Origin of the sequence: Glycomyces amatae, assembly GCF_020991375.1 — a bacterium.
Lineage (GTDB): Bacteria > Actinomycetota > Actinomycetes > Mycobacteriales > Micromonosporaceae > Glycomyces > Glycomyces amatae.
Map to the genome: position 1 here is coordinate 51,366 of NZ_JAJLQZ010000010.1, position 15,912 is coordinate 67,277.

12 protein-coding genes are annotated in these 15,912 nt (G+C 72.0%); 6 read left to right on the forward strand and 6 right to left on the reverse strand.

The genetic code is table 11. The annotated features are described in order from the left end of the window. Positions 1 to 110 precede the first annotated feature (110 nt). From gltX to LO763_RS16505, 4 genes are all read left to right on the forward strand, one after another. Positions 111 to 1,526 (forward strand): glutamate--tRNA ligase, encoded by a 1,416-nt coding sequence (gene gltX / locus LO763_RS16490; protein ID WP_439650298.1) that lies wholly within the window; start codon positions 111 to 113, stop codon positions 1,524 to 1,526. A 79-nt stretch (positions 1,527 to 1,605) separates the two neighbouring features. Then, complete coding sequence (locus LO763_RS16495; RefSeq protein ID WP_255672624.1) at positions 1,606 to 1,956, forward strand: PadR family transcriptional regulator; 351 nt, start codon at positions 1,606 to 1,608, stop codon at positions 1,954 to 1,956. Between the two features lie 2 nt (positions 1,957 to 1,958). Continuing rightward, positions 1,959 to 3,044 (forward strand): HAAS signaling domain-containing protein, encoded by a 1,086-nt coding sequence (locus LO763_RS16500; RefSeq protein ID WP_230786329.1) that lies wholly within the window; start codon positions 1,959 to 1,961, stop codon positions 3,042 to 3,044. Positions 3,045 to 3,459: 415 nt separating this feature from the next. Further along, positions 3,460 to 4,110 carry an aggregation-promoting factor C-terminal-like domain-containing protein gene (locus LO763_RS16505; protein ID WP_230786331.1) on the forward strand — a complete coding sequence of 217 codons (651 nt, stop codon included), beginning with the start codon at positions 3,460 to 3,462 and terminating at the stop codon, positions 4,108 to 4,110. Positions 4,111 to 4,201: 91 nt separating this feature from the next. On the opposite strand, the gene LO763_RS16510 is transcribed toward LO763_RS16505, so the two are convergent. The 6 genes from LO763_RS16510 to LO763_RS16535 form a co-directional block, all read right to left on the reverse strand. Then, positions 4,202 to 5,119, reverse strand: a complete 918-nt coding sequence (locus LO763_RS16510) for a hypothetical protein (protein WP_230786333.1) — start codon at positions 5,117 to 5,119, stop codon at positions 4,202 to 4,204. Between the two features lie 471 nt (positions 5,120 to 5,590). After that, on the reverse strand, positions 5,591 to 8,008 hold the full coding sequence (locus LO763_RS16515) for an AAA family ATPase (RefSeq protein ID WP_230786334.1): 2,418 nt from the start codon (positions 8,006 to 8,008) through the stop codon (positions 5,591 to 5,593). Positions 8,009 to 8,108: 100 nt separating this feature from the next. Further along, a complete protein-coding gene (locus tag LO763_RS16520) occupies positions 8,109 to 9,263 on the reverse strand; it encodes an exonuclease SbcCD subunit D (protein WP_230786336.1) in 1,155 nt (384 codons plus the stop codon). Positions 9,264 to 9,274: 11 nt separating this feature from the next. Beyond that, entirely contained in the window at positions 9,275 to 10,999 is a 1,725-nt protein-coding gene (locus LO763_RS16525; RefSeq protein ID WP_230786337.1) for an ATP-binding protein, read from the reverse strand. Continuing rightward, positions 10,992 to 11,759 (reverse strand): pyrimidine reductase family protein, encoded by a 768-nt coding sequence (locus tag LO763_RS16530; protein ID WP_230786339.1) that lies wholly within the window; start codon positions 11,757 to 11,759, stop codon positions 10,992 to 10,994. Before LO763_RS16530 ends, LO763_RS16525 begins: the two co-directional genes overlap by 8 nt. Positions 11,760 to 11,882: 123 nt before the next feature. Beyond that, positions 11,883 to 13,190, reverse strand: a complete 1,308-nt coding sequence (locus LO763_RS16535; RefSeq protein WP_230786341.1) for a D-arabinono-1,4-lactone oxidase — start codon at positions 13,188 to 13,190, stop codon at positions 11,883 to 11,885. A gap of 194 nt (positions 13,191 to 13,384) precedes the next feature. Here LO763_RS16535 and LO763_RS16540 point away from each other — a divergent pair, with 194 nt between their 5' ends. Both LO763_RS16540 and LO763_RS16545 read left to right on the forward strand, forming a co-directional pair. Next, the gene (locus tag LO763_RS16540) at positions 13,385 to 14,536 is read left to right on the forward strand and encodes an RNA-guided endonuclease InsQ/TnpB family protein (protein ID WP_230786342.1); all 1,152 of its coding nucleotides are present in this window, start codon (positions 13,385 to 13,387) and stop codon (positions 14,534 to 14,536) included. Positions 14,537 to 14,653: 117 nt separating this feature from the next. Beyond that, positions 14,654 to 15,907, forward strand: a complete 1,254-nt coding sequence (locus LO763_RS16545; protein ID WP_230786344.1) for an amino acid deaminase/aldolase — start codon at positions 14,654 to 14,656, stop codon at positions 15,905 to 15,907. Positions 15,908 to 15,912 lie beyond the last annotated feature (5 nt).

The following is a 15,912-nucleotide window of genomic DNA, read 5'->3' on the forward strand; positions in this document are numbered from 1 at the left end:
CCCGTCGCCCCGCCCAACCGCCGCAAGCGGCTGCTCCCCGAACCGGAACGGCTTCGCCGTCCCATGCCGTCCGCACCCGCTTCTGCCCCAGCCCCACCGGGACGCCGCATGTGGGCCTGGTGCGCACCTGCCTGTTCTCCTGGGGCTACGCCCGCGCCAAGGGCGGCCAGTTCGTCTTCCGCATCGAGGACACCGACGCGGCGCGCGACACCGAGGAGTCCTACGAGCAGCTCCTCGAGGCGCTCTCGTGGCTCGGCATGACCTGGGACGAGGGCCCCGACATCGGCGGCCCCCACGCCCCCTACCGGCAGTCGCAGCGCCTCGACGTCTACGCCGACGTCGTCGAGCGCCTCCTCGACGGCGGCTACGCCTACGAGGCCTTCTCCACCAACGAGGAGGTCGAGGCCCGCCACCGCGCCGCCGGCCGCGACCCGAAGCTCGGCTACGACAACTTCGACCGCGACCTCACCGAGGAGCAGAAGGCCGCCTTCCGCGCCGAGGGCCGCAAGCCGGTGTACCGGATGCGGATGCCGGACGAGGACATCACCTTCCAGGACGCGGTGCGCGGCGAGATCACCACGCCCGCCGGGACCGTGCCCGACTACGTGATCGCCCGCGCCGACGGCTCGCCGCTGTACACCCTGACGAACCCGGTCGACGACGCGATCATGAAGGTCACCATGGTGACCCGCGGCGAGGACCTCATGCCCTCGACGCCGCGCCAGATCGTCATGTGGCGGGCCCTGATCGACCTCGGCATCGCCGAGGCCGAGCCCGAGTACGCGCACCTGCCGCTCATCGTGGACGAGCGCGGTAAGAAGATGTCCAAGCGCGACCCGCGCTCGAACCTCTTGCAGTACAAGGAGGCCGGGTACCTGCCCGAGGGCGTCCTCAACTACGTGGCGACCCTCGGCTGGTCGATCTCGGGCGACCGCGACGTGTTCACCGTCGCGGAGTTCCTGGAGGCCTTCGACCTGCACGACGTGAAGTCGAACCCGGCGCGGTTCGACGAGAAGAAGTTCGACGCGATCTGCTCGGACCACTTCCGCGCCGTGGACCCCGCCGAGCTGACCCGGCTCCTGCTCCCGCGCCTGGCCGCGGCCGGACTCGTGGGCGAGGCCCCGACTCCCGAGCAGGCGCACGTCCTCCAGGTCGCGGTCCCGCTGGTGCAGGAGCGCTGCACGACCCTCGCGCAGGCGGTCGAGATGCTCCGCTTCCTGTTCTGCGGCACCGAGGTCGAGCTCGACGAGGACAGCGCCAGGAAGACCTTCAAGGACGACGCGCCGCAGGTCCTCGACGCCTCGATCGCGGCCCTCGAGGGCATCGAGTGGACCACCGCGTCCATCGAGGAGGCCCTCAAGGCCGCCCTCGTGGACGGCATGGGCCTCAAGCCGCGCAAGGCCTTCGGCCCGGTCCGCGTGGCGGTCAGCGGCAAGACCGTCTCGCCGCCGCTGTACGAGTCGATGGAGCTGCTCGGCAGGGACGTCAGCCTGGCGCGCCTGCGCGCCGCCCGGGCGACGCTCTAGGAGCCCCGCGAAGGCCCCGCCCGGCACCGGGCGGGGCCTTCGCCGCGCCAGGGGACTCGCCGTAGCGCACTACTGTGCAATGCATGGTACTGTGGTAGGCGTGGATCGATCGCAACTGCTCAAGGGCCTGCTCGACATCATCGTGCTCCGCGTCCTGGACGACCAGGACGGCTACGGCTACGAGATCCTGGGCCGCCTGCGCAAGGCCGGGTTCGACGAACTCGGCGACGCCTCGGTCTACGGCACGCTCCGGCGCCTCTACCGGGCCGGGCACCTGTCCACGTACGTCCAGCCCAGCGAATCAGGGCCCCACCGCAAGTACTACGCACTGACCGAGCCCGGCCGGAAGCACCTCCGCCAGATGCGCGACGCCTGGGAGGACGTCAGCGCGAAGATGCGGACCCTGCTCGACGCCCCCACGAAGGGTTGACCATGACCGACGTTCCCAGCCGGACCGCCGAGATCGACGCCTACCTGGTCGCGGTCGAACGCCATCTGGCCGACCTGCCCGAGGCCATACGCGAGGACCTGATGTCCGACCTGGACGCCCACCTCGCCGAGGTCGCCGCGGACCTCGACGCCGGAACCGCGCTCCGCGACCTTCTCGGCAGCCCCGAGGCCTACGCCCGGGAGCTGCGCGAGACCGCCGAGGTCCCCAGGGAGCGCGCCGGGGACCGCCTGCGCCGCGGCCTCCGCCAGACCGCCGAGCCGCTGACGCGGCGGCTCAAGGACTGGGCCGACAAGTACGCCGTGAGCACCGGCCACGCCGACGCCGCGGAACTGCGCGACCGCCTGCGTCCCGGCTGGTGGGCCCTGCGGGGCGCCCTCGTCGCGCTGGTGTTCCTCTACCTGTTCGCCGCCGCCCAGTTCAACGCCACCGGCTACAACCTGCTCGGGTCGATTCCCGGGACGCTGCTCGCGATCGCCCTGGTGCTGCTCTGCGTCTGGGCCTCGCTGCGGATCGGCAAGAAGTCCCTCGAATGGGGCCGGCGCCGGCGGTTGTGGACCGGGGCGGCGGGCGTCGCCCTCGTCGCCTACAGCTTCTACGCGTTCGGGTGGTCGCTGAGCGGCGTCGTGCCGATCGGATCGGTCGAGAACGCCTCCGACGACTACTACTACGACGATCCGGCCTCCTACCTCTCCGACATCTACGTCTACGACGAGAACGGCGAACCCCTCACCGGCGTCTACCTGTTCGACCAGAACGGCGACCCGATCATGATCGGCGACCCCTGGAACTGCGAGCCGGCCATGGACCCGTTCGCGACCGCCGAGGAGCACCGGTCGCAGGGCGCTCCGGAGGGCGACGCCTCCGGGGCCTTTGACGACCTGGGCTACTACCAGTACCCGCTGTGCGCCGACCAAGCCCCCGACACGACCGCGGGCCCCTCGGCGACGCCCTCCGAGAGTGCGACCGCGACCCCCGGGGAGACGGCGACGCCTGCCGAGGACTCGACCGCCACCCCCGAGACGACCGCGACGCCCTCCGCGACCCCTGAGGAGACCGCGACGTCTTAGGCCGAGCGGGCGAGAACGCCGGCGTCGCCGCCCCTGGTGAGGATGCGTCTCCAGGGGCATGCGGGGCTGCTGTGACCTGCGTCGACCCGGTGGCGTCCGCGTTGTGACGTTCATCTCCGTGGACCTAAGTGGAAGAAGATCCGGCGGCCCGTCCGGGCGTCAATGGGCCGTTCGGGGGAGGTCGGGCGCCCGGTTCTCCGGCCTTTGCCGCAATCCGCTCGATACCAGAACTATCGGTCGAGACGGGCACCCGATAGTTTCGCTCGCAGACCGCAATGTGCCGTATTGAGCTCATTACCGAGCGGTACGGCGCCGCGAAATCGGGTCCTTAGGGTTACCCCCGATGTTTACCCGAACGAAGCCTTCCCGAGCGAAGCACCGCGCCCCAGAGCCCCGCCCCGGCGGGCTCCGGCACGTGGTCCGCAACCGGGTGTTCGCCTCCGCCGCCGCCGTCCTGGTCGCCCTCGGCTCGGGCAGCAGCGCCAGCGCGGCGATCATCAGCACCGACGACCCGACCGCCGAGGAGCTGCTCGCCGCCGAGATCGTCGCCGACGCCGGGGACGCCGACCGCCAGTGGGACCAGGTCGACGCGATGGAGAGCATCCTCCCCGTCAAGGAGCAGGGCACCGCCGACGCCGCCAAGGCCGAGGCCGCCGAAGTCCCCGAACCGGAACCGGAACCGGAAGAGCCCGCCGCCGAGGAGTCCTCCTCCGGCTCCGGCGACTCCGGTCCCTCGGTCGAGGTCTCCGCCGACTGCTCCGAGTACTCCGGCAACAAGGCCGTCGGCTGCACCATGACACTCGAGGCCGGCTGGGACATGAACGAGGTGGGCTGCCTCGTGAACCTGTGGGACCGCGAGTCCGGCTGGAACGAGACCGCCTCCAACCCGAGCTCGGGCGCCTACGGCATCCCGCAGTCGCTCCCCGGCGACAAGATGGCCTCCCACGGCGACGACTGGCAGACCAACCCGGCCACCCAGATCGCCTGGGGCCTGGACTACATCGAGGGCCGCTACGGCAGCCCGTGCGGCGCCTGGTCGCACAGCGAGTCCAACGGCTGGTACTAGACCGCCGCTATCGTGAACCCATGCGGGCCCCGGACTCGCTGACCCCGAGAGGCCCCGGTGCGGAACGCACCGGGGCCTCTCGCACGTCCGCCTACCGCCCGGCCTCCAGGGACGCCGCGCGCACCGAGCGCAGCAGCAGCCGCGGGTCGCCGAGCATCCGCTTGAGGCGGCGTTCGAGCCCCGCGATCGGCGTGAGGTTCTGCGGGGCCCGCGCGTCCTTGTGCGCGGCCGAGCCCAGCGGCGGCAGGGACGCCGCCGTCGCGTCGGCCAGCGCGATGGCCGCCTCCTCGCTCAGGTCGTCGGCGGCCTCGAGCCGGGCGATGCCCGCCCACCCGCGCGAGGACGTGCCCGGCAGGCGCAGGTACCAGGTGTAGCGCGGCCAGCCGGACATGAGGTGGAAGACCGGGGTCCGCTGACCGGGCGCGAGCCGCTCGACGACGGCGTTCAGCTCGGTCTGGAGGTAGGAGCGGTGGTGGCTCTTGACGTACCCCACCGAGTTCGGCAGCCGGGTGCGCCCGCGCAGCGGGCCGTCCAGGACGGACAGCTCGGCGTCCATCGCGACCATGGACGCGACCTTCGCCTCCAGCTCGGCCATCGCGGCCTGCGCGGTCGCGATGAGCTCGCCGGGATCGGCCGACTCGGCCCTGCGGTACGGGTAGCGGCCGAAGTCGGCGCCGGGGTCGACGGCGGCGAACAGGCCGCGCTCCACGGCCGCCTCGGCGACGGCCGAGGCCTTGCCGTCGAGGTCGCAGGCGACGGCGCCCGCGGCCCAGGAGACGCACACGCCCGGCGAGCGGACGCCCTCGTCGAGCAGCTCGACGCGGGCGTCGATGCGGCGCACCCCGTCGACCACGACGATCCGCCGCGGCCCCGAGGCGGGCGCGTCGACCGGCCGCCAGTCGGCGGGGTCGAGCTCGACGTCGGACCGGACCACGGCCCGGTCGGAGCGGGAGGGGGACTCCGGATTGTCGGCGAAGGAGGGGTCCCAGGCGTCGACGGTGATCTGCAAGGCGCACCTGCTTTCAAGATCGTTGGGGCCCACACTAGTCGGCCGCGGCTCGCGTGTCGCCCCCCCGCGGCCGTCCCAAACCCCCACCCTCCCGAGAGGGGAAAGGAAGCCTGGCTGCGAGCATCCCGGTTGCGACCGACAGGAATCGGCGCTGAAACCGTTCTGCGGACCGGAATTCACCCGAACGGAGGCGCTGACGTGAGCGATGCCTTTCCAATCCGCCGGACCGACGCACCGGGTGCGGCGCCTCCCGCGGGGTGACCGCGAGACGGGAGATCGCCCTCCGGACCATCTCCCCGCGCCGCGTCTCCCACGGGCACCCGGCCGGATCCAGGCCGAAGTCGACACTGCGCGCCCGCGAGGAGGCCGCGCGTTCGCGGCCTCTCCAGAGGGCGCCACCCCCGCGGCCGCCCGGCCGAAGACGAGCAGAATGCCGCCTCCGGGGGCATGGAGGCCGCCTCACGCGAGCGTTCAGCTGAAGGTCTTCTCCACGTGCGAACCCTTCGCGTCCTTCGTGATCCGGTACCGCACCGGCACCCGCTCGGCCAGCTCCGGCACGTGCGTGATGAGCCCCACCGTCCGGCCCGCCGAGAGCGTCAGCGCCTCCAGCGTGGTCGCCACCGCGTCCAGCGTCTCCGGGTCGAGCGTCCCGAACCCCTCGTCCAGGATGATCGACTCCAGGCACGCCCCGTGCCGCGCGAGGCTCGCCAGCTGGTCGCTCAGCGCGAGCGCCAGCGACAGCGACGCCGCGAACGTCTCGCCGCCCGACAGGCTCCGCGCCGGGCGCGCCATGTCCGCGTCGTGGTGGTCGACCACCCAGAAGTCCTGGTCCCGGTAGATCAGGTCGTACTGGCCGCCCGTGATCTGGTTGAGCATCATCGTCGCGCCCGCCACCAGCTCGTCCAGCGCCTCGCTCAGCAGCCACTCCATGAACCGCCGCGCCTCCAGGTGCGACGCGAGCGCCTTCGCCACCTCGGCCTCGTGCGCGAACTTGCGGGTGTCCGCCTCCAGGTCGACGCGCTGCGCGCGCGCCTCCTTGAGCCGCTCGTGCGCGCCGCGCGCCGACTCGACCGCGGCCGCGTGCCGTCCCACGTAGTCCCCGCCCGCGCCCGTCCGCGGCACGTCGACGTCGAACTCGCCCAGCGCGAGCCGCAGTTCGCTCCGCAGGGTCGCGGCCCGGCCGTCCAGGCCCGCCAGCTCGGTGCGGGCGGCCTCGCGCTCGACCTCCGCGCGCGCCATCGACGCGGCGGCCCAGTCGACCAGGTCCGTCCAGCTCGCGGCCAGGTCGTCCCCGCCCGCGGGCGGCCCGAGCACGGCCACCTGGTCGCGGGCGTGCTGGAACTCCTTCCAGGCCCGCTGCCGCCGCTCGTCCACGGCCGCCTTGCGCTTCTCGGCCTCCCGCAGGGCCCGCCGCGCCGCCTTGAGCGCCGCGCCGGTCCCCGCCAGCTGCTGCCGGGCCTCCTCCGAGGAGGCCCGCCGCGCCTGGAGCGCCGCCGGCTCGGGGACGTCCTCGAGCTTCTTCTTCAGCCGCCGCTCGGCCAGTTGCAGCTCGGTGAGCCGCTCCTCGTAGTTCTCCAGCTTCGTCTGGAGCGCGACGACGGCGGCCTGCGCGTCCCGGAACTCGTTCGTCGCCGTCCGCGAGGCCTCCTCGGCCTGCTGCATCGACTCCGACAGGTCGTGCTCGGGCACGTCCTCCACGGGGCGGTCGCAGACGGGGCACTCGTCGCCGACCTCGAGCCCGGCCCGCAGCGTCCCGGCCAGCTCGGCCATGCGGATCTTGTGGAGGGACGCGTGCTGGATCTCGACCTCCTCGGACGCGGCCTCCTCGAGCTCCTTGGCCTCGGCGAACTGGGCGCGCAGCTCCTCGGTCAGCTCCCGGCCGGTGCGCAGCTTCGACTCGGTCTCGGCCAGCTCGGTCCAGGCCTTGAGCTGCCGCTCGATGAGTCCCAGGTCGAGGCCGTCCAGCTCGGACCGGAGCCGCTCGTCCTCGGCCTCGGTGGCCTCGACCTCGGCGGTCTTCTCGGCCACCGCCGCGTTCGCAGCCGCGACCTGCGCGGCGATGTCGGCGACCCCCTCGGGCCGCTTGATGTACGTCAGCGACCCGAGGTTCGACTCGGCCTCGTGGAGGCGTCGGCGCGCGGTCTCGACCGCGGCGGCCAGCCCGTCGAGCGCGGTCGCCTTGTCCCGCACCGGCTCGGTGAGCTTCTCGAGCTTCTCGGCGCGTTCGGCGGCCGCGCCGATCTCGGCGTCGGACACGGCCGGGACGCGCGCGAGCTGCGCCTCGAGGGTCTTCATCGCAGTGGTCGCGGCGTCGCGCTTCGCCCCGGCGAGCTGCTGGACCCGCCGGTAGACGCTGTGCCCCAGCAGGTTCTCGAGGATCTTGCGCCGGTCGGCGGGCGAGGCGTGCAGGAACTCGGCGAACTCGCCCTGGGGGAGGAGCACGCACTTGGTGAACTGCTCGAACGGCAGCCCGATGACCCGCTCGGCCGCGCTGCTGACCTCGCTGGGGCTGCCGGCGAGGGCCTTGCCGAGCCCTTCGACCAGCTCGCCGTCGTCGGCGGGGTTCACGCCTGCGGGCAGCTGCTCCAGCGCCGCGGTGGTGGTCTTGACCTTGCCGTTGCGGTCGCGGCGCAGGATCCTGGTGGCCACGTAGTGCATCCCGGCGGCGGCGAACACGAGCCGCACGCGGCCTTCGACGGCCGAGGGCGCGATGGCGTTCTGCGTGGTGTTCACGCGCCAGCGCGGGGTGCGCCCGTAGAGCGCGAAGCACATCGCGTCGAGCACCGTGGACTTCCCGGCGCCGGTGGGCCCGGTGAGCGCGAAGAAGTCGACGTCGGTGAAGTCGAAGGTCTCGGTCCCGGTGTAGGAGCCGAACCCTTGCAGATCCAAACGGATAGGGCGCACGGCGTTCACTCCCGTCCGGGCGGTGGCGGGCTGGCGGGTGAGAGACGGGGCCGGGGCGGAGCCCCGTCAGGTCCGGTCGGGCGCATCAGGACTCCTCGGCGACGGTCTGGGTGTCCTCGTAGAGCTTCGCGAACAGCCCGGCCACGGCCGGGTCGTCGTGGCCGTTCTCGGCGAGGTAGGCGGTGAACAGCTCCCCGGGGCTGCGCCCCGACCGGCGTTCGCGCGGCGCGGCCTCGGCGAGGCGCGCCACGGGGTCGATGTGGATCTGGACGGCGCGCGGGAACAGGTCGGCGACCTCGCCGCGCAGTCCGGCGCGGGCCGGTTCGGTCACGAAGACCCGCAGCCACGCCCGGTCGTCCACCGTCGCCTTCGCGAGCTGCTCGAGGGTGCCCCGCACCGTGGCGAGCGGGACGGCCGCCGTCAGTGGGACGGTCCGCACCCGCGCGGGCGTCCCGGCCGTCACGTCCACGACGGCGACGCTCGGCGTGTGGTCCTCCTCGCCGAAGTCGACCGCGATCGGCCCGCCGGAGTAGCGGATCGGGCAGGGCCCGTTGATCGCCTGCGCCTTGTGCAGGTGGCCCAGGGCCGCGTAGCTCGTGGTGGGCGGGAAGATCGCGGCGGGGACGGCGTAGTCGGCCACGGTGTGGACCTCGCGCTCCCCGCCGCCCACTTTGCCGCCGACCACGGTGAGGTGACCGGTGAACAGGTTGACGGTGTCGGGGCCGAAGTCCTGCGTCAGGGCCGCGACGAGCCGCCGCAGGTGGTCGGCGTAGTTCGCCTCGGCGCCCGAGGCGCCGAGCTCGAACAGCTCGGCGGCCCGCACGGCGTGGCGCTGGGCGATGAACGGCAGGGCCGCGATCTTCCAGCGCTCGCCGTCCCGCGTGGTCCCGGTGACGAGGTGGTCGGCGGCCTTGCCGAGGCTTCCCCGCAGGTGGATCCCGGCGGCGCGGGCCCATTCGCGCAGGGCGTCGAGGGCCCTGCCGTTGTCGTGGTTCCCGGCGATGACGACGACTTCGGCCCCGGTCTGGTGCAGCGCCGAGAGCGCGGCGGTCAGGAGCTTCTGCGCCTCGCTGGAGGGCGAGGCGGTGTCGAACAGGTCCCCGGCCACGATCACCAGGTCGGCCTGCTCGTCTCTGGTGATGTCCACGATCTGCTTGAAGACCGCGCGCTGCTCGTCGAGGCGCGAGCGGCCCTTCATGGTGACGCCGACGTGCCAGTCGGAGGTGTGCAGAATCCGCAAGGCTCAGGCTCCTAGAACGGGATGTCGTCTTCGTCGTCGCCGGCGAGGTCGAACGGGTCGACCCGGGCAGTGGGCGAGATGGCACGGCCCGGCCGTGCGGTGGCGGGCGCGGACCCGGCCTCGGCGGGGCGGGTGGCCCAGGCGGGGAACGGGAAGTTCACCACGAGCGGCACCGGCAGCTCGGGCTGGGCCACGAACATGGTGCCGGGCTTGGCCATGAGCACCCGCATCCGCTGCGCCTGGGTGAGGAACCCGTACTCGGGGCGCGTGGCCTCGGCGGCGTCGAGCCGGCCGACGACGCGGATCGCCGAGTTCGAGGCGATCCGCCGCTCCACTTCGGACGCGGTCTGCTGCGCGCCGATGAGGATGACCCCCAGCGAGCGGCCGCGTTCGGCGATGTCGAGCAGGATGTCCTTGATCGGGCTGGTGCCCTCGCGCGGCGCGTACTTGTTGAGCTCGTCGAGGACGACGAACTGGAGCGGCCGGGCCGAGCCCGCCTTCTCCTTGCGCTCGAACTCGGTGCGCAGCACCACGCCCACGACGAAGCGCTGCGCCCGGTCGGGCAGGTTGTGGAGGTCGACCACGGTCACCTGCGCCTCGGAGGCGAGGGCCGCGCCGCGGGGCGGCAGGTCGCCGCGGATGAGGCGGCCGATGTCGCGCCCCGAGGCGATGAGCCGCCGGATGAACGCGTTCACGGTGCCCAGGCCGATCGCGGACCCGGCCCACTCGGTGCGGGTCTCGTCGTCGGCGAGGCGCTCGCAGACGAGGTCGACGAGGTCGCGGTAGGTCGTGAGCAGCTGCCCGTCGACGCTGATCGCGCCGTTGTCCTTGGGGCGGGCCTCCTTGCGCAGGCGGGCGGCGACCTGGTGGACGACCATCGTGTACTGCTGGCGGTCGTCGTCGCCGTCGGCGAACACGAACGGCAGCAGGCTCAGCTGGCAGAACTCGGCGAGGGTCCAGTAGAACGCGTCGACGCCGGTGGACCGGCACGCCACGTCCGGGATGCCGTTCGCGTCGCCCTCGCGCGGCGGGGCCAGGACCTCGACGGACTTGAACGCGCCGGGCTCCATGCCCAGGCGCCGGTAGGACTCGCGGATCGCGTCGTCGAGCTTCGAGTTGTCGTGGTCGAGGAGCAGCAGGTCCTCGCCCTTGACGTTGAAGATGAGCGCCTTGGTGTTCGCGGCCTCGGCGCCGAGCGCGCCCGAGTGCAGCAGCGAGTACAGCAGCCAGGTCGCGAACGAGGTCTTCGTGGCGACGCCGGAGATGCCCGAGATGGAGACGTGCGCGCCCCGGGTGCCGTCGAGGAAGTCCGGGTTCAGGAACACCGGCTGCCCGTCCCGCGAGAACCCAAGGGGCACTTGACGGCTCATGCCGTCGAAGTACAGGGCCCGCTCGCGGTCCTCGCCGGTGGCGCGCTGGACCTCGGCGCCCGGGCGCGGCGGCACGAACACCTCCGGCTCGACCCGCGTCACCGTGACCTCGGCGGCCTCCTGCACCTGCGCCGGGAGCAGGCCCCCGGCGATGTCGAAGACGTCGGAGTCGAACTGGGCGCCCTCGTGGCGCGAGCGGACCGAGGTGACCACGCCCGAGATGCGGACGGCGCCGACCCCCGGGACCTGGCGCTCGGTGGTCAGCACGTCGTCGAGCTGGGCGTAGGCCTCGGGGCCGACGCCGACCCAGAACGACAGGGGCGTCGCGTCCTCCGTGCCGAGCACGCGTCCCACCGATTCACTCATCGCTCGATCCTCGCATGTAGCGCAGCATGAGGTTGCCCCCGGCTTCGAGGACGTGTCGCAGCACGAGCGGCCGCGCCGCGGCGGCCGTCGGCTGCGCGCCGCGACCGGCGCCGTGGGCCTCGGCGATCCGCATCGGACCGGGCCCGACCAGCTTCGGCGCGAGCGTGAGGTCCAGCTCGTCGGCCAGGTCGGCCTCGACGAGGGACCCGAAGACGTGCGGCCCGCCCTCGCACAGGACCTGCCGCAGGCCCCGCTCGCGCAGCGCCGCCACGGCCGCGGCGAGGTCGACCTCGCCCTCCCCGGCGGCGATCACGTCGGCGACCGCTAGGAACGGCTCGAGCCGCTCCTTCGCCAGGTCCGCCGGGACGATGAGGATCGGGCGCCGGGGCGCCTCGGTGAAGATCCCCGAGCCGGGGTCGAGCGCGGCCGTGCGCGAGACGATCGCCATGACCGGCACCTCCGGCAGGCCCCGCGCCCGGCGCCACGCCATCCGGTCGGGGGAGAGCACCAGCGGCCCGTACCCCTCCGTGCGGACCGTCCCCGACCCGGCGACGAGCACGTCGCACCGGGCCCGCAGGACCTTGAAGACCCGCTTGTCCTCCTCACCGGACAGTGGACCCGAGACCCCCTCGAGGGTCGCGGCGCCGTCGGCGCTGGAGACGAAGTTGACCCGCAGCCAGTCGGGCCCGGGCGGCTCGTAGGCCGCGTACACCTCGTCGTCGGTCAGTTCATCGAGTCTTCGGAAGCGCACCTCTGCCACGGCCACAAGGTAGCCCACGGGCCCGACAGCCCGGCACCGGGAGGTCCATTGTTTCGCATGCCTGTGCGAAAATGGGCGCTGTGTCGCGAAGCGATCATCCGAAGTGACCGGACGTCCCGCCCCTCAGGGGCCGAGGACCCGGTCCAGGTACGCGTTCGCGAACCGCCGGTCGGGGTCGGTCTCGTTCCGGACCCTCAGGAAGTCCTCGAAGTGCTTGTACCGCTTCGTCAGCGTCGCGGCGTCCAATGAGTGCATCTTGCCCCAGTGCGGCCGCCCCTCTGCCGCGTCGAAGACCGCCGCGCAGTCCTTGAAGTACGGTCCGTGGTCGTGCCGGTGGTACTGGTGCACCGCCACATAGGCCGTCCGGCGCCCGTGCGCCGTCGACAGCCAGATGTCGTCGGCGGCCGCGAAGCGCACCTCCACCGGGAACGAGACGGTGTGCCCCTGCCGCTCCACCATCGACTTGAGCTCGCGCAGCACCCCCGGCAGCGCCTCGCGCGGCAGCGCGTACTCCATCTCGCGGAAGCGCACCGTCCGCGGCGAGGCGAAGACCCGGTGCGAGCGGTCGGTGTACTCGCGGGCGCTCCAGACGCGCCCGGCCAGCCGGTTCAGGCCCGGCACCATCCGCGGGAACCGCGCCCCGACCCGGTTGCTCGCCTCGAACAGGGTGTTCTCGGTGAAGCCCTCGTTCCACCAGTACGACAGGGCGCCCGGCGACCGGCTCGGCTCGGACATCGCGTAGCGGTTGTTCCGCTTCGTCAGCGTCCGCTCGGTGTGCGGGAACCAGTAGAACTCGAAGTGGTCGTTCTCGGCCACCATCTCGTCGAGGCCCTCCAGGACCGCGTCCAGCCGCTCGGGCCGCTCGACCGCCTTGAGGCGGAACGCCGGGACGCACTGGAGCGTCACCTCCGCGATCACCCCGATCGCCCCGAGCCCGAGCCGGGCCGCGGCGAACAGCTCGGGCCGCTCGAACTCCGTGCACCGCGCGGTCGACCCGTCCGCGAGCACCAGCTTCAAGCCCTTCACCTGCCACGCGAAGCCCCGGTAGCGGTCGCCGGTGCCGTGCGTCCCGGTCGAGATCGCCCCCGAGATCGTCTGCCGGTCGATGTCGCCCATGTTCTCCAGCGCCAGCCCGTGCGCGTCGAGGATCTCGTTGAGCCGCCACAGCGGCATCCCGGCCTCCACCGTCACCAGGCCCGTGCGCTGCTCGACCGCGACCACCTGGTCGAGGCCGCCCATGTCCACCTGAACCCCGTCGGGGGCGGCGATGCCGCTGAAGGAGTGCCCCGCGCCGACCGCCTTGACGCGCAGGCCGTCCGCGGCCGCGTCGACCACCGCGGTGGCCAGCTCGTCGGCGCTGCCGGGCCTGACGGTCCGTGCCGGATCGGCGCTCTCGGTGCCCGACCAGTTCTGCCAGGGTGAGGATCCCATCGCGGCGGCTCCCATATCCACTCCGGTTGAATTTGAGGTGCACTTCACATTAGTCTTCACCGTCTCCATTTCCCAAGCGCCCCGACCGCTCTCACGGAGGTTGCCACGGTAGGCCACGAGGAACGGGACCATTGTTTGCGTGGGGGCAAGACCTGAGAAAGAGTCTTACCATCTGCATTCGTATTATGTGAGACATGGCGATCACGGCCCGGCACCGGGCATACAGATTTCGGTGCTATCCGACGCTTGAACAGGCTCGGCAGCTGGTTCAGACGTTCGGATGTGTCCGCCTGGTCTACAACATGGCGCTGGATGCCAGAGCGAAAGCCTGGTACCGCCGTCAGGAGCGGGTCAACTACGTCCAGACCTCGGCGTTGCTGACGAAGTGGAAACGGCGCAACGACCTCGCATTCCTCAACGAGGTTTCATCCGTTCCGTTGCAGCAGGCGCTCAGGCACCTTCAGCATGCGTATGCGGGGTTCTTCGAGAAGCGAACTGACTACCCACACTTCAAGCGAAAGCGGGTCGGGACCGGTTCGGCCGAGTACACGAAGTCCGCATTCACGTTCCGTGCCGGCGAGTTGAGGCTTGCCAAGCAGGCGGACCCGCTGCGGATCAGGTGGTCCAGGCCGCTGCCGCATGGGTCGGAGCCCACGATGGTGACCGTTTCCCGCGATGCTTCGGGCCGCTGGTTCGTCTCGATGCTCATCGAGGAAGACATCCCCACCCTGCCCGAGCGTGGCGAAGCGGTCGGGGTGGATGCGGGGCTGTCGGCCCTGTTCACGCTTTCAACCGGTGAGCGGATCGTGAACCCCCGCCATGAGCGTGGCGACCGGGCGCGCATCCGCCAGCGCCAACAGGCGCTCTCACGCAAGCGGAAAGGATCGAACAACTACCACAAGGCCCAGATTCGTCTGGCTCGCGCGCATGCGCGGGTGGCGGATCGACGGCGCGACTTCCTGCACAAGCTCACCACTCGACTGGTTCGCGAAAACCAAGTGATCGCGGTCGAAGACCTGAATGTGCGTGGAATGCTGTCGAACCACACCCTCGCTCGAGCGATCGCCGACGCTTCCTGGTCGACCTTCCGCAGGATGCTGGAGTACAAGGCCGAATGGTACGGCCGGGACCTCGTCGTCGTCGACCGGTTCATGCCCTCTTCCAAAATCTGCTCCGCCTGTGGGACCATCAAGCGGACCATGCCGCTCAATGCGCGCACCTTCACCTGCTCTGACAAGGCATGCGGGCATGTGGAAGACCGTGATGCGAACGCGGCCAAGAACATTCTGGCGGCCGGGCTGGCCGTTGCAGCCTGTGGAGACGGTGTAAGACCAAAGCGCTCCTAGCGCGGCGGCGACCGTCGACGAAACAGGAAACCCAACCGGGCGACCGGTCGGACTCCGCTCCCTCCGGGGAGGGAGGGAAGCCAACTAACCCCACATGACCTGCGGAAGGGAAGTCGGATGGGCTACCACGGAGTTACGAGGACCGATGCCCCGCCCGGAACGGGCGCGCCCGAGCACCGGTTCGCCGAACTGGGCCGCGCCACCAGGGGACTCCAGCCGCCGTTCGCCGTGGTCGACCTCGCCGCCTTCGACACGAACGCGGCCATCCTGCGCCGCAACGCGATCGGCAAGCCCCTGCGCCTGGCGAGCAAGTCGCTGCGCTGCCGGGCGCTCATGCGCCGGGCCCTGGGCCAGCCGGGCTTCAAGGGCGTCCTCGGCTTCACCCTTCCCGAGGCGCTGTGGCTCGCCGCCGACGGGGACGGCGGGTTCGAGGACGTCGTCGTCGCCTACCCGACCGCCGACACCGACGCGCTGCGCGCGCTCGCGGCCGACGACGAGCTGGCGCGCCGCATCACCCTCATGGTCGACTCGGTCGAGCACCTGGACTTCCTCCAGCGCCATGTGGAGCCGAACCCGTCGCGGCCGCTGCGGCTGTGCCTGGAGCTCGACGTCTCCCTCGAACTGCTCGGCGGACGCGTCCACATCGGCGCCCACCGCTCCCCGGTGCACACGCCCGAGCAGGCCATCGCGATGGCGCACGAGATCGACAAGCGACCGGGGGTGCGCCTGGTCGGCGTCATGGGGTACGAGGGCCAGATCGCGGGCATCCAGGACGCCTACAGCGCCGCGGTCCTGCGCTACCCGCTGGTGCGGCTGATGCAGCGGATCTCCAGGGCCGAGCTGGCCGAGCGCCGCGGCGAGGCCGTCGCGGCCGTCCGCAGCGTCGCCGACCTCGAGTTCGTCAACGGCGGCGGCACCGGCTCGGTCGTCTCGACCGCCGCCGACCCGTCCGTCACCGAGATCGCGGCGGGCTCGGGGCTCTACTCGCCCGCGCTGTTCGACGGGTACCGGTCGATCCGCCCCCTCCCGGCCGCGTTCTTCGCGCTCCCGGTGGTCAGGCGCCCGCGCCCGGGGATCGTGACCGCGCTCGGCGGCGGCTGGATCGCCTCCGGCGTGCCCGGACCCGACCGGCTCCCCAAGCCGACGTTCCCCGCCGGTCTGAAGTTCTCCAGGACCGAGGGCGCCGGCGAGGTCCAGACGCCGCTGCGCGGCCGGGCCGCCGACGGCCTCGCGATCGGCGACCGCGTGTGGATGCGCCACGCCAAGGCCGGCGAGCTGGCCGAGCGCGTCAACTCGATCCACCTCGTCTCCGGCGGCGAGGTCGTGGACGAGGTCCCGACCTACCGCGGCGAGGGCCGCGCCTTCGCCTGAGCCCC